We start from the raw sequence: 22530 nt of genomic DNA on the forward strand, positions 1-22530 counted from the left end.
CCAAAAAACTTAAAGGAGATTTCTATGGACAAAAGATTTTGGGAGAAATCCTGTCGCTATAGCATCCGCAAGCTGACGGTTGGGACTGCTTCTGTTTTACTGGGGGTCGTTTTTCTAGTCAACCACACTGTAGCCGCAGACAGTGTTGAGGTTAAGCAAACTGAAGCAACCTCTGTCGAAGCTATCACTAAGCCTGATAGTGAGCCCAAAGCAGCTGAAGCCACTGAAACTACAAATCCGTCTCTAGCCGAAAGTCCAGTAGTTTCCGAAAGCAAGCCAGCTGAGAAGACTCAGACGACAAATAGTCAAGCTAGTGAAGAAGCCATTGTAGAAGCTAAAGAAAATAAGGAACCTGAAAAAGCAGATCAGCCGGTGACAAAGCAAGAAAACTATCAACTCAACTACGATCAGCCAACAGCTCCCTCCTATGATGGATGGGAAAAACAAGCCCTCCCTGTCGGAAATGGAGAAATGGGAGCCAAGGTTTTCGGACTCATTGGGGAAGAGAGAATCCAGTACAACGAAAAGACCCTCTGGTCAGGAGGACCACAACCCGATAGCACCGACTATAACGGAGGAAACTACAAGGATCGCTACAAGGTCTTAGCAGAGATACGCAAAGCCCTCGAAGCTGGCGACCGCCAAAAAGCCAAACAACTGGCTGAACAAAATTTAGTTGGGCCAAATAATGCCCAGTATGGACGTTACCTAGCCTTTGGAGATATCTTCATGGTCTTTAATAACCAGAAGAAAGGACTAGATACTGTAACTGATTATCACCGTAATCTAGACATCACCGAAGCTACTACGACCACTTCTTACACCCAAGATGGGACGACCTTCAAACGCGAAACCTTCTCCAGCTATCCTGATGATGTCACCGTGACCCACTTGACCAAAAAAGGAAACAAGACACTTGACTTTACCCTTTGGAACAGTTTGACAGAAGACTTGCTTGCTAATGGCAACTACTCTTGGGAATATTCCAACTATAAGAATGGTCATGTCACTACAGATGCAAACGGAATCCTTCTAAAGGGAACTGTTAAAGATAACGGCCTCAAATTTGCATCCTATTTAGGAATTAAAACGGATGGAACAGTTACTGTTCAGAATGAGACACTAACCGTTACAGGCGCAAGTTATGCGACCCTCTATCTCAGTGCTAAGACTAACTTTGCTCAGAATCCAAAAACCAACTATCGAAAAGACATTGACCTCGAAAAAACAGTTAAAGGTATTGTCGAAGCAGCTAAGGCCAAAGACTACGAAACACTTAAAAAGGCCCATATCAAGGACTATCAAAGTCTCTTTAACCGCGTTAAACTAAATCTAGGCGGAAACAAGACTGCTCAAACGACTAAAGAGGCCCTTCAAGGCTATAACCCAGAAAAAGGGCAAAAATTGGAAGAACTCTTCTTCCAATACGGCCGATATCTACTCATCAGTTCGTCTCGTGATCGGACAGATGCCCTTCCTGCCAACCTACAAGGAGTCTGGAATGCTGTAGACAATCCACCTTGGAACGCTGACTACCACCTCAATGTCAATTTGCAAATGAACTATTGGCCAGCCTACATGAACAACCTGGCTGAAACAGCCAAGCCAATGATCAATTACATTGACGACATGCGCTACTATGGTCGTATTGCTGCCAAAGAATATGCTGGTATCGAATCCAAAGACGGACAAGAAAATGGTTGGCTGGTCCACACCCAGGCGACACCATTTGGTTGGACTACTCCTGGTTGGAATTACTATTGGGGTTGGTCGCCAGCAGCTAATGCCTGGATGATGCAGAACGTCTATGACTACTATAAATTCACCAAGGATGAGACTTATCTCAAAGAAAAGATTTATCCAATGCTCAAGGAAACAGCTAAGTTCTGGAACTCCTTCTTGCACTATGACAAGGCTAGTGATCGTTGGGTGTCTTCTCCATCCTACTCACCAGAACACGGGACTATTACGATCGGAAATACCTTTGACCAATCGCTAGTCTGGCAACTCTTCCACGACTACATGGAAGTCGCCAACCATCTGAAAGTCGACCAAGACTTAGTCACAGAGGTCAAAGCTAAATTTGACAAACTAAAACCACTTCACATTAACAAAGAGGGACGCATCAAGGAATGGTACGAAGAAGACAGCCCGCAATTCACCAACGAAGGGATTGAAAATAACCACCGCCATGTTTCCCATCTGGTTGGTCTCTTCCCAGGTACACTCTTTAGCAAGGATCAGGCTGAATACCTAGAGGCTGCGCGTGCAACCCTCAATCACCGTGGAGATGGTGGGACTGGTTGGTCTAAGGCAAATAAAATCAACCTCTGGGCTCGTCTCTTAGACGGTAACCGTGCCCATCGCTTACTCGCTGAACAGCTCAAGTACTCAACTCTAGAAAACCTTTGGGATACCCACGCGCCTTTCCAAATCGATGGCAACTTTGGAGCAACTAGTGGGATGGCAGAAATGCTCCTGCAATCTCATACCGGCTATATTGCACCATTGCCAGCCCTTCCAGATGCTTGGAAAGACGGACAGGTTTCTGGTTTGATTGCCCGTGGTAACTTCGAAGTCAGCATGAAGTGGAAAGATAAAAACCTTCAAAGCTTGTCCTTCCTTTCAAATGTTGGTGGGGACCTGGTTGTAGACTATCCAAATATCGAAGCCAGTCAGGTTAAGGTCAATGGCAAAGCAGTCAAGGCAACTGTCCTCAAAGATGGCCGCATCCAACTGGCAACACAAAAAGGTGATGTCATTACCTTTGAACATTTCCCTGGTCGTGTAACCAGTCTGACAGCAGTTCGACAAAATGGAGTCACTGCCGAACTCACCTTCAACCAAGTAGAAGGAGCTACCCACTATGTCATCCAAAGACAAGTAAAAGACGAATCTGGCCAAACCTCTGCAACTAGAGAATTTGTAACCAATCAAACCCACTTTATCGACCGATCACTAAATCCTCAACTCGCCTATACTTATACCGTCAAGGCGATGCTGGGTGAAGTGTCCACACAAGTATCTGAACAGGCAACTGTAGAAACTCCTAGTGAATTGATGGATGACCGAGACAGTCGTATCCAGTACGGAGCTGCCTTTGGAAACTGGGCAGACTCAGAATTATTTGGAGGAACGGAGAAGTTTGCTGACCTTTCAAAAGGAAACTACACAGACCAAGACGTGACTGCTACCATTCCTTTCAATGGTGTGGGTATCGAAATCTATGGACTGAAATCGTCTGAACTAGGTCTTGCCACTGCTAAAATTGATGGCAAAGAAGTCGGCGAACTTGACTTCCATACTGCTGGGGCAACTGAAAAAGGTAGTCTCATCGGTCGCTTCACAGGATTGTCTGACGGACCTCACACATTGACTCTTAGTGTTAAACGTGAACACAAAGGACGTGGTAGTGAGCGTTCGAAAATTTCATTAGACTACTTAAAAATCCTAGCAGGAACAGACAATACGATTGAAAAAATGGATGATCGTGATTCGCGCATCCAGTATGGTGCCCAGTTTAAGGACTGGTCTGACCCTGAACTCTACGGAGGTACGGAAAAATACGCTGATATTAACAACAGCGACTCTAGTGCAGCTTCAGAAGCTCAGGCAACTATTTCCTTTACAGGGACGGGTATTCGTATCTTTGGCTTAAAGAGCCTCGCTCTTGGACGAGCACGTGTTACACTAGATGGCAAAGAAATGCCAAGTCTAGACTTCTACACTTCAGGTGCAACTGAAAAGAGAGCTTTTATTGGCGAATTTACAAATCTCACTGACGGTCCGCATACCCTGACATTACAAGTTGATCCAGATTCGCCAGAAGGTCGCAAGAAAATCTCTCTAGACTCCTTTGATATCATCAAAGCTCCTGCTGTTGGTATAGATAGCCCGAGCATTGCGCCTCTTAAGGAAAATGACAAAACCATTTCCTTAAGCCTACCAGCTGGAGATTGGGAAGCCATCGCAGTGACCTTCCCAGGAGTCAAAGATCCTCTAGTTTTGCGTAAGGTGGATGAAACGCATCTAGTTACAAGTGGAGATCAGACTATCCTATCAATCCAAGACAATCAGGTTCAAATCCCAATCCCTGAAGAAACCAATCGCAAAGCTGGAAATGCCATTGAAGCTTATACCATTCAAGGTACTACCACAAGCAGCCCTATCGTAACCGTCTTTACTAAAAAGGATGAAAAGAAAGTCGATAAGAAGCGACCAACTACAAGCAAGGGGGACGAACCAGCTCCTACTGTTGAAATTCCGGAATACACCGAGCCTATCGGAACGGCAGGGCAAGAAGAGCCACCTACAGTTGAAAAGCCTGAATATACTGATCCTTTCGGAACCGCAGGGCAAGAGGAACCGCCTACAGTGACAATTCCTGAATACACTGAGCCTATCGGAACTGCGGGAGAACAAGAAGCTCCAACAGTTGAAATTCCTGAATACACCGAACTAATCGGAACAGCAGGGCAAGAGGAAGCTCCTACTGTTGAAAAACCTGAATACACTAAACCTATCGGAACTAGCGGAGATCAGGCTGCTCCAACCCTTAGCCTTCCTGACTATCCAGTTCAAGTCTTGAAAGATAAGGAAACTGGAGTAGAAATCATTGGTGGAGCCAGCGACTTAGAAGGAATTTCTCACGTTTCTAGCCGACGTGTCCTAGCTCAAGAACTCTTTGGCAAGACCTATGATGCTTACGACCTACAGCTTAAAAATCCAACCGATCATAGCTTGCAGCCAAAAGGCTCTGTCTTAGTTCGCTTGCCTATTTCAGCTAGCGTAGAAAACATCTACTACATCACTCCGACCAAGGAGTTGCAAGCCCTTGATTTCACCGTTCGAGACGGAAAGGTAGAATTCATCACTAATCATTTCAGTACCTATGCTGTCGTCTATCAAGCAACTGGAACCAGCTCTAACACTGAGGATAAACCAAGTACTTCAGATGAAGAAGCCTTGGCACACGAGGCTGAACAACTTTCAGCTAGTCCTAGCCTTGCAAAAGCTGGAAATCATTCTCCTAAAGAAGAGCTGCCAGCAACAGGAGAAGCATCCAACCCACTCCTCTTCTTAGCAGGCCTCAGCCTAGCCCTTACAGCCACTTTTATGTTAAAAGGAAGAAAGGATGACTCCAACTAACCTTTAAGCACACAAAAACAGGATGAAGTTGTTCTTCATCCTGTTTTATTTTTTTATCAAAGGTTATTTTTACAGCAGGTATAAAAAGGCTAAGGTCAAGAGACTTGCTAGAAGCCCAACTCCCCAAAAGAAGAAGTCAACCTTCCACTCGCTCCAAGGATTGCCCTTACCTGAGAATCCTCCAAGTTCAAAATGGTGATGAACAGGCGTCATACGGAAAATACGCTTTCCACCACTAATTTTGAAGTAGGTAACCTGCATCATAACAGAGCTTGTCTCAAAGACATAGATAATCCCAATCAACAAAAGGGTCCATTCTTGGTGGAGGGCCATAGAGATTGCTGCTAGCATCCCACCAAGAGCCAAACTTCCTACATCTCCCATGAAGACCTTGGCAGGTTTGTGGTTAAAGACGAAGAAACCTAGCAAACCACCAATCATGGCAAGAATCACAAGAAGAATATCCAATTGATTTTGCATATAAGCAATCACACCGTAGGCCGATAAGCTAATCACCACGGAAATACTCGCTAAGCCATCAATCCCGTCAGTCAGATTCACCGCATTGGAAAAACCAACTAGCCAGAAAAGGGCAAAGAAAATATAGAAAAAACCCAAATGAACTTGGTAGCCAAAAACTGAAAGCATATCGCCACCACGCTCATAAAAGAGGTAGAAAATCACTCCTCCAAGGAGCTGGAGAGCAAGCTTTTGCTTAGGATTCAAGCCTTCGTTGATCTTACGAAAGACCTTGAGGAAATCATCCAGAAAACCTACCAAACCATACAACACCAAGATAAACAAAATCATGCCTACATTGTTGGTCAATTGTTGGGTAAAGAGAGCAATAAGAAAGCTCACAACTACTGCAACGATAAGGAAGACAAGACCTCCCATGGTTGGAGTCCCAGCTTTAGCTTGGTGTTGTTTGACATCCTCGTGCATCTGCTGACCCGTAATCTGTGCTTTTCGATAAAATCGGATAAAGGCTGGAATGCCAATCAAGGTCAATAGAAAGGCTAGAATTCCAGCACTAATGGAACTAATCATCTTAATCTCCTAAAGTTACTTTCATTTTTTTAATGTCTTTGAGGGCTGTATTGGCACGGACACTTTGTTTCTTGACCGTTTTGCCACTACCTTCCCACTCGACTTCTATATTCAGCCATTTAGCAAATGTTTGCACATTTTCATCTGTCCAGCCGTACATATCAGGCATTTCTTCGACCTTATCTGACAGGATCAAGATCTGCTGATTGGCTTCCAAATTATCTCCTTCAGAAACCGAGAGTTCCTTGATCTTGGTTCCTGTTCCGATAACAATTGGTTGGACCAGGTTTCGGCGCAATTCTTCTGCTAGGTCACCCGGAGTAAAGTCTTTGGTAGCCGGCATAGCATAGCTTGTCGTCTTGCTGACCTGATCCAAGTTCTTGGCAGTTGACTGAAGATTGAGGGATTCTTTCATAGCAGAAGCTCGCTCAAGGATTGGATTGGCAAACTCCCCAAGCTGAACGCCTGAATAATGCTCTGGCTGTTGCACCGTCACATAGAGGATAAAGTCAGGATTCTCTGCAGGATGCATCGACACAACAGAGAAGATATAGTTGGTTTCACCTGTCAGGTAGCCCCCATTCTTCTCATCGGCAATCTGAGCAGTCCCTGATTTCAGAGCGACATTCTGACCTGGAACATTGACATTTGGTTTTCCTGTACTGTGGTTGTACATGGTACCGTAGACAGGATCTGTTCCGACCATGACCATGTGCTCCCGAGTAGAGGACGCTGCTGTTTTTGACACAGGATTTCCGACAATTTCCTTTTGAGACTTACGAACAGACTGGTCATTTGGATCATAGAGGGCACTGATAAATTTCGGCTCCAACATAACCCCATCGTTGGCAATAGCTGTAAAAGCACGAAGCATCTGGGTCTGGGTAACAGAAATCCCTTGTCCAAATGAACTCATGGCGATATTGACAATGTTGTCAGCAGGCAATTGACCTGTGTACTCATCTGCCAGACCAAAACGGGTCGGTACCCCAAACTTAAAACGGTTGAGGTAGTCCAGCCAGGTTGCATCCCCCATCTTTTGCTCAAGCAAGGTCATTCCGATATTACTTGAGTGAGCAAATCCTTGAGAGAAGGTCATGGTGCCACCACTAGTCAATCCTTCATTGACGTCCCAGTCTCGAATGGTCGCATCTGCTATTTTCAATTCACTACTGTTAAAGTACTCGCCACCAGGGAAGGTATTGTTGTCAATAGCCGAAGCCAACATCATCACCTTCATGGTTGACCCTGGCTCGTAGTTACTTTGATAGAGGATATCACGCCAGACAAAGTCTTTTGTGATGCCATCCTTGGTATCTGCATTAAAGGTCGGCCGTTGGGTCGTAGCCAGGATTTCCCCTGTTTTAGCGCTAACCAAGGTAGCCGTCATATACTTGCCTTTTACTTTTTCCTGGAAGGCATCCATCTGGGTTTCCATAAAGGATTGCAAGGGACTAGAAAGGGTTGTGTAGACATCTTTTCCATCTACTGTTTGTTGAGAAGCTTGATCTGTACCCGGAACAATATTTCCCAGACGATCTTTCTCATAGGTGATGATCCCATCTGTACCCGCCAGAATGTTATTTAAAGAACTCTCCAATCCAGATGTCCCAATCAAACGTTTGGTCCCATCCTCATTTTCATGGAGTTGCGCTAAACCGATAAAGGAAGAAGCAAACTGTCCATTGGGATAACTGCGGTTAGGGCTAGTTGTAAAGTCAACTCCCTCAACACCAGCTGTTTTAAGGTCATTTTTAATAGCCATCATATTGGCATAGGTGATCCCATTTCCCTTGGTACCAAAAGACACCTGTTTTAGATCTGGCTGAGAAAGTTGTTCCTTGACATAAGACTCCTCCATATCGAGGTATTTATGGAAAATTTCAGCTACCTTATTAAATTGAGAATCTTCTACATAGAGAATTTTGCCTGTTGCTGACTTGTAGGTCTTGTCAATAACAGCATAGATATTATAAGAAGTTGCATCCTCAGCAATAGGCGTTCCATTACGATCGTAGATGGTCCCCCGCTTGGCTGGAATCGTCTTGGTTGTTTGGTGAACCTTTTTGGCCTCTTGAACCAAATCCTTACCAAATTTTTTACCCGTTCCGATAATAACCGCAAAGTTCACCAAAAAGACAGCGAAGAGTATGACAGCCAATAAACTCAGGCTTTTCCCTACTCTTCTGCGGTTTTCTTCTGGAGATTTACGATTACGAACGGCATAACGGATGATTTTTTCTTTCCACTGTTTCATTTCTTACTCCGTTGCTCGGATATTTTCGTTATTCAGCTGCAAATCCTTAGAGTTTGCAATTTCTTTCAAACGTTCTGAACGAATCAATTCATTAACCTCTTGCTTGGCATCGTCGAGCTCTGTTTTCTTTTCTTCGATTTGAGCATTGACCTTGGTCAATTCATTCTGAACTTGTAATAGCTTGGTCTGCATAAACACAACGCTAATTGCCAGGATAATCATTGTTGCAGCAATCGAAACATAGAAGGCCTTTTCCACACGTGAAAAACCTTTAAACTTCGTTTGCAATAACTGGCTTGTTTTTTCGATTCTTTCTGCCATGTTTTTCCTCTTACTTGTGAATTTTTCTAGCCACGCGCAACTTAGCTGAATGCGAACGGTTGTTGGCTTCTAGCTCTTCAGCACTTGGCAAGATTGGCTTGCGGGATACCAATTCCATCTTGGGCTTAAGGTCATCTGGAATGAAGGGCAAGCCTTTGGGAACTTCCACTGTTGAAGCTTCTTTAAATAGTTGCTTGGTCAAGCGGTCTTCCAGCGAATGGAAGGTAATGACCGAGATTCTCCCATCTAGAGCCAGCATGTCCATAGCCTGCTGGATGGATTCATCTGCTGCACCCAGCTCATCATTGACTTCGATTCGGATAGCCTGGAAAATCTGCTTGGCAGGGTGCCCCTTTTTCTTGAGTTCCTTGGCAGGCTTGGCAGACTTGATAATCTCTGCCAACTCCGTCGTCGTCTCAATTGGTTTCACCTCACGCGCTTGCTCAATCTTACGAGCAATCTGTTTAGAAAACTTATCCTCACCATACTTGAAAAAGATCCGAACCAAGTCATGATAGTCATAATGATTGACCACCTCATAGGCCGTCAGACTAGCTTCCTGATTCATCCGCATATCCAGTGGCGCATCCTTTTTATAAGAAAAGCCACGCTCACGCTGATCCAGCTGAGGACTGGACACTCCCAAGTCATAACAAATTCCATCAATTTCCTGGACACCAGCCTCCTGCAAACGTGCCTGCAAATGACGGAAGTTATCCTTGATAAAGGTTACCATCCCCTTTTCGATATAGGGTGCCAACCTTTTTTGCGCATTGTCAATGGCATTCTGGTCCTGGTCAAAGGCATAGAGATGCCCTTTTTCGCTCAATTTACTTAATAAATATTCGCTATGGCCTGCTCCGCCTAAGGTCGCATCAACGTAGGTACCGTCAGGTTTTACGTCAAGCATATCAATCGTTTCATGAAGCAAGACCGTTACATGATGAAATTCTTTTGTCATATCCTATCTATTTTACCACAAATCTGACCAGCTTGCACTTGTCAGACAAGGCTAAGTTTCTTCGAAAAAAATTCTCAAAAACATGTCATATATACTTGACATCTCATCTCCAAAAGAATACAATATAGTCAAATATATACGACACATCAGAAAGGAGACCCTATGAATCGTGTGAAAGAATTCCGCAAGGAACTGGGCATTTCTCAGCTCGAGCTCGCCAAAGATATCGGTGTCTCGAGACAGACCATCAACATGATTGAAAACGACAAGTACAATCCAACCCTGGAACTCTGTCTCAACCTCGCCCGCAGCCTCCAAACTGACCTCAACAGTCTCTTTTGGGAAGACGATTTTTAAAAAAGGAGCAAACAAATGAAAAAAGAAACTCTCACTGACAAACTCATCAAACGCACATACGGCATTTCTGGCCCCCTTGACGAACACAAACGGCGCGAGGCCGATCGTATCGGGAATCAGGTCTTTATCGTTCTCTTTTATCTCATGATATTTGGCAACCTCATCCCCTTTGTCCTTGCTTATAAATACCCACAAATTGTCGCTATCGGCTATCCTCTCGTGGTGTTTGGCATTTCGATGATGGCTGCCCTCTATGTGGTCTCTCAAACCAAGAAAACGGGCATCACAGCTATTGATCCCGAAATGCTGAGTCAAAAAGAAAGCAAACAGCTACATCTTCCGGGTCTAAAAGCTGGTCTAATCTATGGCATGGGCATGTTCTTTGGAATACCGCTTCTGAATGTCCTAACCGATGATAGCAAGGATTATCTTGGTTCTCTTTTAAATACAGGGCATTTTGTATCAACTATCCTAGCTACCCTCTTCTTCGGAGTGACCATACAAATTATCGTCTCTCTTCGCATTCGAAAAGCCAAGAAAGACCAAGAAGACGACTAGGAGGTCCCTTATGAAATCACTAGCTAGACTACTGATCAGTCATGTTTTTATCAGTATCTTTGTTACCTTTTTCCTACTTTCTGGACATATTGAGCATCCTTTCTTGATTATCTTTCTTTTATTCCTTCCTGTATTGAACAAGGGACAGAGATTCCAGAAAATCCAATCAAAAAAAATACGTCTTCTAAACTCATCTCTCTGTTTTATCCTCGTATCCTTTCCACAACTTTTAACAAATCCTATGGATTGGAGATACCTGGTATTTCTAATAATCTGTATCATTTTTAGTTTGGTTTACTTCTATACTCTCTATCAACTCTTTAAAGAAGTCAATCAAAAATCACTCATTTAGGAGATTACTCCCATGAAAAAAGAAGATTTCACCACTCGCTTACTCAAACTATTCTTTCACATACAAGGGCCTTTTGATGAATGTCGTCAAGAGATAATCTACAGGGCTTGTGCCCGTGCCTTGATCCAAATCGTTTACTCCTCCCTCCTACTCTTCTTGTTCTATCTCCTATTTGGACGCTTCATAGAGTTGGTTCGAGAGGCCATGCCCTACCTCTATTTTGGACTTATCTTCGTCCTCTCATCTAGGGCGAGACTAGCAGTTCGCGACTTACATTTGGACAAGGATGACCAGTCCGAAATCCATCACAAAAGCTACAGCAAAAGTCAAATCAAAGTTCGTAGTTGGGGTGTATTCATCAGTATTCCAATTGGCTTGTTTGTCTTATCAGCCTTTCACAAACTCTTTGTTCAGCATCTTCCCCTCAATACCTTTTGGGACAATCTCTCCCAGTTCGATAAAACGCTCCCTTTACTAGTCTTAGGTTTGGGAATTGGTGCCATCTTCGGAACCATGACCTACGCCTTTTTATCGGAACACGAGATGAAACACTCTGAATCAAGAATGCATAAGGAGAATATAGAAAAATGACCAGTATATATGATTTTTCTGTTTTGAACCAAAATAATCAAGCAACTCCCCTGGAGAGCTATCATGGCAAGGTTCTCTTGATTGTCAACACTGCTACTGGATGTGGTTTAACGCCCCAGTACCAGGGACTCCAAGAACTCTATGACCGCTATCAAGATCAGGGTTTTGAAATTCTAGATTTCCCTTGCAATCAATTTATGGGACAAGCACCCGGCAGCTCAGAGGAAATCAATAGTTTCTGCAGCCTACACTATCAGACCACTTTCCCTCGCTTTGCCAAGATCAAGGTCAACGGCAAGGAGGCAGATCCTCTTTATGTTTGGCTAAAAGACCAGAAGTCTGGCCCGCTAGGAAAACGAATCGAATGGAATTTTGCTAAGTTTCTCATTGGTCGAGATGGGCAAGTCCTTGAGCGCTTCTCTTCCAAAACAGACCCCCAAACCATCCAAGAGTCTCTTCAAAAAATACTTTAATTTCTTTTTAAAACGTATCCTTTCATTTAGTTTGATCCTTGAAAGGATGCGTTTTTTCTTTAAAAAGTAACTGACTTTCTTTAATTTATATTTATTTTTTTGCTTTTTGCTATTGCAATTCTTTCATTAATTTAGTATATTTGTTATATTAAAAGTTTTCAGTCATTTTAAGGGAGAAATGACCTTTTAAATTTTTTTATCTTAAAATGAAAGCGCTTTATAAAACAGGAGGTAAGGTGGCTTACAAATTATCAGAGAGTTTTTTCATTAAATCAAGTTGTAACCAAGTCAGACTTGGGCTTGGGCAGTAGCTGACTGCCTTTCTAAAAACTAGGAGTATATTATGAATCGATACCTTTTTGAAAAAGGGCAAACATTTAGCATTCGGAAGTTGACTGTAGGTGTGGCATCTGTTATCGTGGGACTGGCATTTTTTGCTTCTGGAACCGTGCGTGCAGACGAAACGTCTCCTGCCACGACATCCAATTTAGATCAGCAAATGAAACAAGTCGCAGATATAGAAGAGACCAAGGCTGAACCAGTCAAAAAAGAAGGTCGTGTAGAAGCTGAAAAACAAGAAACATCTGTTGCCGATACCAACAGTGCTGACTTGCTCCCTGAAGACATTCAGGACCGTGCCTATCCCGACACACCTGTCAAAGAACTCGATACGACTACTATCGTTGACCAGAAAGCTAGTCCAAAGGTAGAAACTAAGAGCATTCTAAAGGACAAGGAAGAAGCTCCAAAAGAAACTGAGAACGGAAACCGTGCCATCATTAACGGTGGACAAGACCTCAAACACATCAACTACGAGGGACAACCTGCAACTGCTGCTACTATGGTTTACAGCACTTACAATGCAGGACAACAACGCTACCTCGTTTCAGGCTCAGGTATCTTTGTAGCCCCTAACCTGATCCTTACCGTTGCTCACAACTTCCTAGAGGCCAATAAAGAAACTGGCGAAGGTCACATTCGTGGTGGAAAATCTGCCCAGTTCTACTATAACGTTGGTTCAAACAGCGAAAAGAAAAACTCACTGCCATCTTCTGGAACTACGGTTTTATTCAGAGAAAAGGACATCCATTTCTGGAACAAGAAAGAGTTTGGAAAAGGCTATAAAAACGACCTTGCTCTTGTAGAAGCTCCTATTCCTCTTCCGATTGCTAGTCCAAACAAAGCAGCAACCTTTGCGCCTTTAGCGGAGCACAAGACGCATCAGCCGGGAGAAGCCATCAGTACGATTGGCTACCCAACTGACTCGAGCTCAAAAGAACTGAAACAACCTATCCTAGCTGGTCAGCTTTACAAGGCAGATGGGACCATCCGATCTGTTGAGTCCTATGATGATAAGGGAACGACTGGTATCACCTACAAAACCACTTCTGTATCTGGTTTGTCTGGTGGCGGGATTGTCGATAGTCAAGGAAAAGTTCTGGGGGTGCACCAACACGGAACCGTTGACAATGGTGTGGCTGAAAAGGATCGCTTTGGTGGTGGACTCGTCCTTTCACCTGAACAACTGAAATGGGTGAAGGACATGATTGCCAAGTATGGTGTGAAAGGCTGGTACCAAGGTGATAACGGAAATCGTTACTACTTTACCGATGAAGGACGTATGCTTCGGAATGAGAAAGCTGTTATCGGAAGCAACGAATATTCCTTCAACCAAGATGGGATTGCTACCTTGACCAAGGGAGTTGAGTACGGCCGTGTGGTTATCCAACACGAAGACGAAGAAGGAAATCCTGTCAAAGATAATGACACCTTTATCGAACAGACAGCTGTTGATTCGCCATTTGACTATAATTTCAAAAAAGAAATCGAGAAAACGGACTTCTATCAGAAGAATAAAGACAAATACGAAATTGTATCCATTGATGGCGTAGCAGTCAATAAACAGCTAAAAGATACTTGGACTGAAGAGCACAATGTTGTCAGCAAAGCACCTGCCGGTACACGTGTCATCAAGGTGGTCTATAAAGTCAATAAAGGCTCCTTCAAAGTTTACTACCGTCAAAAAGGAAGCACTACTGAACTAGCGGAAGCGACAGTCGATAACAATGACGGTCAAGAGTATGACGTTTCCTTTGTCAACACCTTCCATGCAAAAGACATTGCTGGCTACCGTCCAGTCAAGGCTAGCCTGGAAGCAACTATCCAACAAAAAGGGGTGAATGAAGTCGTCTTTGAATACGAGCCAGTCGCTGATACGGCTAATCCAACGACACCGACTCCACCAGTGGCTCATCCAGAAGATAAGGAAACTGAGATTGGCAACCATGGACCTCTTCCAAGCAAGGCTCAACTCGATTACCACAAGGAAGAATTGGCAGCTTTCATCCACTACGGAATGAACACCTATACCAATTCTGAATGGGGAAATGGGAAAGAAGACCCCCGATACTTCAATCCAACCAACTTGGATACTGACCAGTGGATTCGCACTCTGAAGGAAACGGGCTTCAAACGAACTATTATGGTTGTTAAACACCACGACGGATTCGTTGCTTATCCTTCTAAGTACACCAACCATACCGTAGCTGCCAGCCCATGGAAAGATGGAAAGGGTGACCTTCTCGAAGAAGTTTCCAAGTCTGCTAGCAAATACGACATGAACATGGGTGTTTACTTGTCACCATGGGATGCTAATCATCCAAAATACCATGTTGCAACCGAAAAAGAATACAACCAATACTATCTCAACCAACTGAAAGAAATCCTTGGTAATCCGAAATACGGAAATAAAGGCAAATTTATCGAAGTTTGGATGGACGGTGCGCGTGGTAGCGGTGCCCAAAAAGTAACCTATACCTTTGATGAATGGTTCAAATACATCAAAGAAGCCGAAGGAGATATCGCCATCTTCTCTGCTCAGCCGACAAGCGTTCGCTGGATCGGAAATGAACGAGGTATCGCAGGTGACCCTGTCTGGCATAAAGTCAAACGTGCCAACATCACAGACGATGTGAAAAATGAATACCTCAACCATGGTGACCCAGATGGTGATATGTACTCTGTAGGGGAAGCTGACGTTTCGATCCGTTCGGGCTGGTTCTATCATGACAATCAACAGCCGAAATCACTCAAAGAGTTGATGGATATCTACTTCAAGTCTGTTGGTCGTGGAACCCCACTCCTTCTCAACATTCCACCAAATAAAGAAGGAAAATTTGCAGATGCGGATGTGGCTCGCTTGAAGGAGTTCAAGGCAACTCTAGACCAAATGTATGCGACTGATTTTGCCAAAGGGGCAACTGTAACAGCAAGTTCTACCCGTCAGAACCACCTCTACAAAGAAAGTCACCTGACAGACGGTAAAGATGATACTAGCTGGGCGCTCTCAAATGATGCCACAACCGGTAGCTTTACAGTTGATTTAGGACAAAAGAGGCGTTTTGATGTTGTTGAACTCAAGGAAGATATCGCCAAAGGCCAACGTATCTCTGGTTTCAAGATTGAAGTCGAAATCAACGGACGTTGGGTGACATACGGTGAAGGTTCGACCGTTGGTTACCGTCGCTTGGTTCAAGGCAAGCCTGTAGAGGCACAAAAAATCCGTGTGACCATCACCGGTGCTCAAGCAACTCCAATCTTGACCAACTTCTCAGTCTACAAGACACCAAGCAGCATTGAAAAGACAGATGGCTACCCTCTTGGACTTGAATACCACTCAAACACAACGGCAGATACAGCTGGAACAACTTGGTACAATGAATCTGAAGGTGTTCGTGGCACTTCTATGTGGACCAATCAAAAAGATGCCAAAGTAAGCTATACCTTCACAGGAACCAAGGCCTATGTCGTCTCTACGGTCGATCCAGGTCATGGAGAAATGTCCGTCTACGTTGATGGTCAAAAGGTTACCGATGTCCAAACTAAGAATGCTAGCCGTAAACGTAGCCAAAAAGTCTTTGAAACAGATGATTTAGCACCTGGTCAACACACCATTACCCTCGTTAATAAAACAGGTGAACCAATTGCTACAGAAGGAATCTATACCCTAAACAATGATAGCAAGGGAATGTTTGAACTCGAGTCTACCAACTACGAAGTCGAAAAAGGAAAACCAGTCACTGTTAAAATTAAACGTGTTGGTGGAAGCAAGGGGGCTGCTACTGTGCGCTTCATCACAGAACCTGGAACTGGGGTTCACGGTAAAGTTTACCAAGATACAACTCAAGATGTGACTTTTGAAGATGGAGAAACAGAAAAGACTGTTACCATCCCAACGATTGACTTTACAGAACAAGCCGACTCTATCTTTGACTTTAAAGCCAAGCTCACTTCTGTTTCTGATGGTGCCTTGCTCGGTTTTGCTACCGATGCAACCATCCAAGTGATGAAAGCTGAATTGCTAATCAAGGATCAAACAAGCTATGATGACCAAGCTAGTCAGTTGGATTACAGTCCTGGCTGGCACCATGAAACCAATTCCGCAGATAAGTACCAAAAGACAGAGTCTTGGGCTTCCTTTGGTCGCTTAACTGATGAGCAAAAGAAAAAGACAACCGTAACAGCTTACTTCTACGGTACTGGTCTTGATATCAAGGGCTATGTCGATCCAAATCATGGTATCTACAAAGTCTTTCTAGACGGCAAAGAAGTTCCTTACCAAGATGACATGGGAAATGCTTCAACCATTGATGGTAAGAAATACTTTAGCGGTCATGCAGCCCAACGCCAAGGCAATCAAACTCTGGTTAGCCTAAAAGGTCTTGACGAGAACTTGCACGCAGTCACCCTTCAACTCGATCCTGATCGAAACGATTTGTCTCGAAATATCGGTATTCAGGTAGACCAATTCATCACTCGTGGCGAAGGTAGTGAACTATACAGCAAGGCAGATATCATCCAGTCTATCTCTAAATGGAAAGACGATCTGTCAAACTTTGATCCAGCAGGTTTGAAAAATACGGCTACTGCACGCCAAGCTTTCCAAGCAAATCTAGAAAAATTGAGAAACCAACTCAGTGCTGATGCAGTGGATGTTCAAGAAGTCATGTTGACAGTCAGTGCCCTACAAGATATCCTATCCAAGGACGAGAACTATCAAAGAGGCCAAGAGGAGCCTAGTCCAGAGCAACCAGAACAGCCAGAAGAACCTGAGAAACCTGATCAGCCTGAGCAACCAGCCGAACCAAAACAACCGGAAATTGAGTACGATAAGGCTATGGACAGCTTGACGAAAGCTATCGAGAAAAAAGTCGCTGAACTTGGATCCAACAATGAAGCTAAGAAGCAATTGTTAGCAATTGCTGACCAAGCCATTGCTGCAATCCAAGAAGCTAAAACTCAGGAAGCAGTCAATCAAGCGCTAGAAACTGCTCTCGAACAAATCAGCAAGCTCGAAGCAGCTCAGCCTGAGAAACCTGCTGAACCTGAAAAACCAGTTCAACCGGAAAAACCTGCTCAGCCTGAAACTCCGGCTCAGCCTGAAAAGCCAGTTCAACCGGAAAATCCAGAGCAGCCTGAAAAACCGGCGCAACCAGAAAAACCGGCGCAACCTGAACAACCTGAACAACCGGCGCAACCGGAAACTCCAGCGCAACCGGAAACTCCAGCGCAACCGGAAAAACCGGCTCAACCTGAACAACCGGCTCAACCTGAGAAACCGGCGCAACCTGAACAACCGGCTCAACCTGAACAACCGGCGCAACCGGAAAAACCTGCTCAGCCTGAAAAGCCAACTCAACCTGAGAAACCAGTTCAACCTGAGAAACCAGTTCAACCCGAAAAACCGGCTCAACCCGAAAAACCAACTCAACCGGAAACTCCGACTCAACCGGAAACTCCAGCGCAACCTGAGAAACCAATTACTTCTTCAAGTCCTGAGGAAGGGGTTAAAGACCTTGTCTTTACACTTCCAAGCTTGGAAATCGTCAATAAGGTCGTACCGTTCAAGACTATTCGTCGCGAAAACCCACAATTAGACAAAGGAAAAGAGCAAGTTCTATCAGAAGGGAAAGACGGTCTCTTAGTCGAGTATGTTGAAGTGGACGGTGACAATCGCAAGGTTCTCCAAACAGAAGCAACTCCAGCTCAAGATCGAGTGATTGAGGTAGGTAGCAAACAAAGCTCAGTTGGAACAGAAGCGCCACCGGTTGTGACCCTTCCTGAGTATGCTTTCCCAAGAGAGACTGAAAAACCTGCTCCAGTCGTAACAGATAATTCATCATCAAAAGATGAAAAAGCTCCTGCTACAGCTACAGTCAAAGAAGACAAGGAAAGACTACTCCCTGCAACTGGGGAACAAGAAGCGAATGCCTTCCTCTTCTTGGCAGCTATTACTTCTATCTTGTCTCTCCTTATCTTCCAAAAGAATTTTAAAGACTAAAAAGATCTTTTATTGATTCTTTCCCATTATTTCAGTTCCCCCGTAGAGAAGACCAAATGGTCTTCTCTTTTTCTATCTCTAGAAAATAAAAAACATCCATAAATTAAACAGCACCCCAAAAGTCAGACAGAAAAATCTAACTTTTGCGGTGCTGTTCACTTATTTTAATCCGTTAGTTCCACACAGAAAGCATCCCATGGAGCTAAGGTCTGTTTTTCAACTGCTTCTTTAGCAGTAGTGTTTTCAATCAAGACAGATTTGACTTTTCCTCCTACCGAAAAATCTTGTTTTTCATTGGACAAGTTAGCCACAACTAAGAAACGTCGGTCGCCATCTTTACGGATATAGGCAAAGACCTTATCAGCTGCATCAAGCAATTCAAAGTCAGCTCGAATCAGCCAACTATTCTCCTTACGGATTTGAACGAGTTTTTGATAAGTATAGAAAATAGAATCTGGATTTGCCAGAGCTTCTTGAACGTTGATTTTTTCGTAGTTTGGATTAACTGCCAACCAAGGTTGACCTGTTGAGAAACCAGCGTTTTCGCTCTCATCCCATTGCATCGGAGTACGGGCATTGTCGCGACCAATAACACGGATACTGTCCATGATTTCTTCTATCGGAACACCTTTCTCAAGAGCTTCATGTGCATAGTTGAGGGATTCAATATCTTCTACTTGATCCAGTGTTTCAAACGGATAGTTGGTCATCCCAATCTCCTCACCTTGGTAAATATAAGGTGTCCCTCTCATCAAATGAAGCAAAATCGCAAAGGCTTTGGCAGATTTTTCACGGTATTCTTGGTCATTCCCCCAGATAGAGACGATACGAGGAAGATCATGGTTGTTCCAGAAGAGGGAATTCCAGCCGTCTTCAACTCCTAACTCTGTCTGCCATTTGTTGAAAATCTCTTTTAACTTCCCTACATTTAACTCTTTTTGGTAATGCCACTTAGGTTGCCCTTCCTGATATTGAAGACAGATGTGTTCAAACTGGAAGACCATAGACAATTCTTGTCCCTTTGGATCAGAGTAGAACTTAGCAATCTCTGGCGTTGCTCCCCAGGTCTCTCCTACTGTCAAGAGATTCTTATCTCCAAAGGTCGCCTGATTCATTTCCTTGAGATAGGGATGGAGCATGGGACCATTATTGACTACTTTCTCGTCAGGAATTTTCCCAATCATATCAATGACATCCATACGGAAACCGCCAATCCCTTTATCAATCCAGAAGTTCATCATCTCATAAATTTTCTGGCGGAGTTTTTCATTTTCCCAGTTGAGATCGGGCTGTTTCTTACTGAAAAAGTGAAGATAGTATTGACCTGACTTTTCATCGTATTCCCAAGCGGACCCACTAAAGATAGAATCTAGATCGTTAGGCTCATCCCGCCAGATATAGTAGTCTCGCTCAGGGCTGTCAGGATTTTCACAGGCCTCTACAAACCAAGCATGCTCATCCGAGGTATGATTGACCACCAAGTCCATGATGATACGGATACCACGCTTCTTAGCTTCAGCGATCAGTTGGTCCATATCCTCCATGTTCCCGAAAATAGCTGCAATCGCTTGGTAATCAGCAATATCATAGCCATTATCGTCCATAGGGCTGTCATAAACGGGAGAAAGCCAAATCGCTGTAATCCCTAACTTAGCTAGATAGTCCAACTTACTAGTAATTCCTGGCAAATCTCCAATGCCATCTCCGTTGCTGTCCATAAAACTCTTGGGATAGACTTGATAGACTACGGCATTATGCCACCATTTTTCTTGCATCTCTTTACCTCAATATTTTAATAATCTACAGTATATGATAGCGCTTTTTAAAACTTTGTGCAAGCGTTTGCCTAATCTTTTTGATTTCTTTTTTAGCTCCGTAGTTTCCTAACTCCCATTTTTTTTATATAATAGAGGTCAGAGGTAAAAAAATGAAAAAACAAGCTTTTAGTTCTGAACAATATTTGAATCTACAGCGCGACCACATTTTGGAGCGCATTAACCAATTTGACGGCAAGCTCTACTTGGAGTTTGGTGGCAAAATGTTAGAAGATTTCCACGCTGCTCGAGTCCTTCCTGGTTATGAGCCTGACAATAAAATCAAGCTCTTGCAAGAATTGAAAGAGCAAGTTGAAGTTGTGATCGCCATTAACGCAAGCAACATCGAACATTCCAAAGCACGTGGCGACCTAGGCATTTCTTATGACCAAGAAGTTCTTCGTTTGATTGATAAATTCAATGAGCTGGGAATTTTTGTTGGTTCGGTTGTCATCACACAATACGCTGGCCAACCCGCTGCAGATGCCTTCCGAAACCAGTTAGATAAAAACGGGATTGATTCCTATCTTCATTATCCAATCAAAGGATACCCGACGGATATGGACCACATCATTTCGCCCGAAGGAATGGGGAAAAACGACTACATCAAAACCAGTCGCAACTTGATCGTCGTAACCGCTCCTGGACCTGGTTCTGGAAAATTGGCAACTTGTATGTCCAATATGTACCACGACCAACTTAATGACATCAAGTCTGGTTACGCTAAGTTTGAAACATTTCCAGTTTGGAACCTGCCCCTTCATCACCCAGTCAATTTAGCTTATGAAGCTGCCACAGCAGACCTTGACGATGTCAACATGATAGATCCTTTCCATCTCCAAACCTATGGAGAAACCACTGTCAACTACAACCGTGATATCGAAATTTTCCCAGTGCTCAAACGTATGTTGGAACGCATCCTCGGTGAATCTCCATACGCTTCTCCGACTGATATGGGGGTCAACATGGTTGGCTTCGCTATTACAAATAATGAGGCTGCTATCGAAGCTTCTAAACAAGAAATCATCCGTCGTTACTATCAAACCGTTCTTGATTTCAAAGCCGAAAAAGTTGGGGAATCTGCTGTCAAGAAAATCGAGTTGCTCATGAACGACCTCGGCATCACACCTGCAGACCGTAAGGTTGCTGTCGTTGCTCGTCAAAAAGCAGAAGAAACTGGCGGACCAGCCCTAGCCCTTGAATTGACAAATGGGGAAATCGTCACAGGTAAGAACTCAGAACTCTTTGGCCCTACAGCGGCTGCCTTGATTAACGCCATCAAGAAATCTGCTGATATTGCTAAGGAAGTGAAACTAATCGAACCCGAAGTAGTTAAGCCGATTCAAGGTCTTAAAATCAACCATCTCGGTAGTCGCAATCCTCGCCTCCACTCAAATGAAATTTTGATTGCTCTCGCTATCACCGCTATGGAAAATCCTGACGCTGCGCGTGCCATGGAGGAACTTGGTAATCTCAAAGGAAGCGAAGCCCACTCAACCATCATTTTGACCGATGAAGACAAGAATGTCCTTCGCAAGCTAGGCATCAACGTGACCTTTGACCCATTCTACCAATACGATCGCTTGTATCGCAAATAAAAACTCAAACCTCTCCTTCATCGGAGAGGTTTTCTCTCTATCTCAAGAGCACCCTTTATGATATAATGAAAGAAGAAAACTGAAAGGATTTACCATGTCAAAAGAAGTTATTGTTGAAAGTTTTGAACTTGACCACACCATTGTTAAAGCACCCTATGTTCGCTTGATTGGGGAAGAAACAGGACCAAAGGGAGATGTCATCTCCAACTTTGATATTCGCTTGGTGCAGCCAAATGAGGATTCTATCCCTACTGCTGGTCTTCACACTATCGAGCACCTCTTAGCCAAACTCATCCGTACCCGCATTGACGGCATGATTGACTGCTCACCCTTCGGTTGTCGTACTGGTTTCCACATGATTATGTGGGGGCGTCATACTAGCGCTGAGATTGCAGCTGTCATCAAGGACTCACTCAAGGAAATTGCTGAGACCACTACTTGGGAAGATGTCCCTGGAACAACCATCGAATCTTGCGGAAACTACAAGGACCATAGCCTCTTTTCTGCTAAAGAATGGGCTAAACTCATCCTGGAACAAGGGATTTCAGATGATGCCTTTGAACGTCATGTCATCTAAACACAAAAGAACCAGTTACAATAACTGGTTCTTTTTTATTCTCAAAATTTTGTCTTATACTCAATGAAAATCAAAGAGCAAACTAGGAAACTAGCCGCAGGCTGTACTTGAGTACAGCAAGGCGACGTTGACG

Annotated in this window: 14 protein-coding genes; 9 read left to right on the forward strand and 5 right to left on the reverse strand. The window is 43.9% G+C overall.

Going from position 1 to position 22530, the window contains the following annotated elements; genetic code table 11:
* Nucleotides 1-24 precede the first annotated feature (24 nt).
* Nucleotides 25-5148, forward strand: a complete 5124-nt coding sequence (locus tag E7Y33_RS09085; protein ID WP_139690290.1) for an SIALI-17 repeat-containing surface protein — start codon at nucleotides 25-27, stop codon at nucleotides 5146-5148.
* Nucleotides 5149-5217: 69 nt separating this feature from the next.
* On the opposite strand, the gene mraY is transcribed toward E7Y33_RS09085, so the two are convergent.
* Genes mraY through rsmH form a run of 4 tightly spaced genes read right to left on the reverse strand, consistent with a single transcriptional unit; the run spans nucleotide 5218 to nucleotide 9737 of the window.
* Nucleotides 5218-6198: a phospho-N-acetylmuramoyl-pentapeptide-transferase gene (gene mraY, locus E7Y33_RS09090; RefSeq protein WP_084881297.1), complete on the reverse strand. Its 981-nt coding sequence runs from the start codon at nucleotides 6196-6198 to the stop codon at nucleotides 5218-5220.
* Nucleotide 6199: 1 nt separating this feature from the next.
* Nucleotides 6200-8455, reverse strand: coding sequence for a penicillin-binding protein PBP2X (pbp2x, locus tag E7Y33_RS09095; protein WP_139690291.1), 2256 nt, complete (start codon nucleotides 8453-8455; stop codon nucleotides 6200-6202).
* Between the two features lie 3 nt (nucleotides 8456-8458).
* Nucleotides 8459-8776, reverse strand: coding sequence for a cell division protein FtsL (gene ftsL / locus E7Y33_RS09100; RefSeq protein WP_061587541.1), 318 nt, complete (start codon nucleotides 8774-8776; stop codon nucleotides 8459-8461).
* A 10-nt stretch (nucleotides 8777-8786) separates the two neighbouring features.
* The gene (rsmH, locus tag E7Y33_RS09105; protein WP_000159431.1) at nucleotides 8787-9737 is read right to left on the reverse strand and encodes a 16S rRNA (cytosine(1402)-N(4))-methyltransferase RsmH; all 951 of its coding nucleotides are present in this window, start codon (nucleotides 9735-9737) and stop codon (nucleotides 8787-8789) included.
* A gap of 162 nt (nucleotides 9738-9899) precedes the next feature.
* Here rsmH and E7Y33_RS09110 point away from each other — a divergent pair, with 162 nt between their 5' ends.
* From E7Y33_RS09110 to E7Y33_RS09135, 6 genes are all read left to right on the forward strand, one after another.
* Complete coding sequence (locus E7Y33_RS09110; protein WP_001082470.1) at nucleotides 9900-10094, forward strand: helix-turn-helix transcriptional regulator; 195 nt, start codon at nucleotides 9900-9902, stop codon at nucleotides 10092-10094.
* A gap of 15 nt (nucleotides 10095-10109) precedes the next feature.
* On the forward strand, nucleotides 10110-10652 hold the full coding sequence (locus E7Y33_RS09115; protein WP_139690292.1) for a DUF3278 domain-containing protein: 543 nt from the start codon (nucleotides 10110-10112) through the stop codon (nucleotides 10650-10652).
* 10 nt (nucleotides 10653-10662) lie between these two features.
* Nucleotides 10663-11004 carry a hypothetical protein gene (locus E7Y33_RS09605; protein ID WP_070657081.1) on the forward strand — a complete coding sequence of 114 codons (342 nt, stop codon included), beginning with the start codon at nucleotides 10663-10665 and terminating at the stop codon, nucleotides 11002-11004.
* Nucleotides 11005-11016: 12 nt separating this feature from the next.
* Nucleotides 11017-11595, forward strand: a complete 579-nt coding sequence (locus E7Y33_RS09125; protein WP_070657079.1) for a DUF3278 domain-containing protein — start codon at nucleotides 11017-11019, stop codon at nucleotides 11593-11595.
* Complete coding sequence (locus E7Y33_RS09130; protein ID WP_139690293.1) at nucleotides 11592-12068, forward strand: glutathione peroxidase; 477 nt, start codon at nucleotides 11592-11594, stop codon at nucleotides 12066-12068. Before E7Y33_RS09125 ends, E7Y33_RS09130 begins: the two co-directional genes overlap by 4 nt.
* Before the next feature lie 343 nt (nucleotides 12069-12411).
* The gene (locus E7Y33_RS09135) at nucleotides 12412-18408 is read left to right on the forward strand and encodes an alpha-L-fucosidase (protein WP_139690294.1); all 5997 of its coding nucleotides are present in this window, start codon (nucleotides 12412-12414) and stop codon (nucleotides 18406-18408) included.
* 164 nt (nucleotides 18409-18572) lie between these two features.
* Here the strand turns inward: E7Y33_RS09135 and E7Y33_RS09140 are convergent, their stop codons facing one another.
* Nucleotides 18573-20183 (reverse strand): glycoside hydrolase family 13 protein, encoded by a 1611-nt coding sequence (locus E7Y33_RS09140; RefSeq protein ID WP_139690295.1) that lies wholly within the window; start codon nucleotides 20181-20183, stop codon nucleotides 18573-18575.
* Nucleotides 20184-20335: 152 nt separating this feature from the next.
* On the opposite strand from E7Y33_RS09140, the gene E7Y33_RS09145 reads away from it, so the two are divergent.
* Both E7Y33_RS09145 and E7Y33_RS09150 read left to right on the forward strand, forming a co-directional pair.
* A complete protein-coding gene (locus E7Y33_RS09145) occupies nucleotides 20336-21820 on the forward strand; it encodes a DUF1846 domain-containing protein (RefSeq protein ID WP_139690296.1) in 1485 nt (494 codons plus the stop codon).
* Between the two features lie 94 nt (nucleotides 21821-21914).
* Entirely contained in the window at nucleotides 21915-22397 is a 483-nt protein-coding gene (locus E7Y33_RS09150; protein ID WP_000032557.1) for an S-ribosylhomocysteine lyase, read from the forward strand.
* Nucleotides 22398-22530: the final 133 nt, after the last annotated feature.

It is taken from the genome of Streptococcus oralis, from assembly GCF_006175905.1.
GTDB lineage: Bacteria > Bacillota > Bacilli > Lactobacillales > Streptococcaceae > Streptococcus > Streptococcus oralis_BG.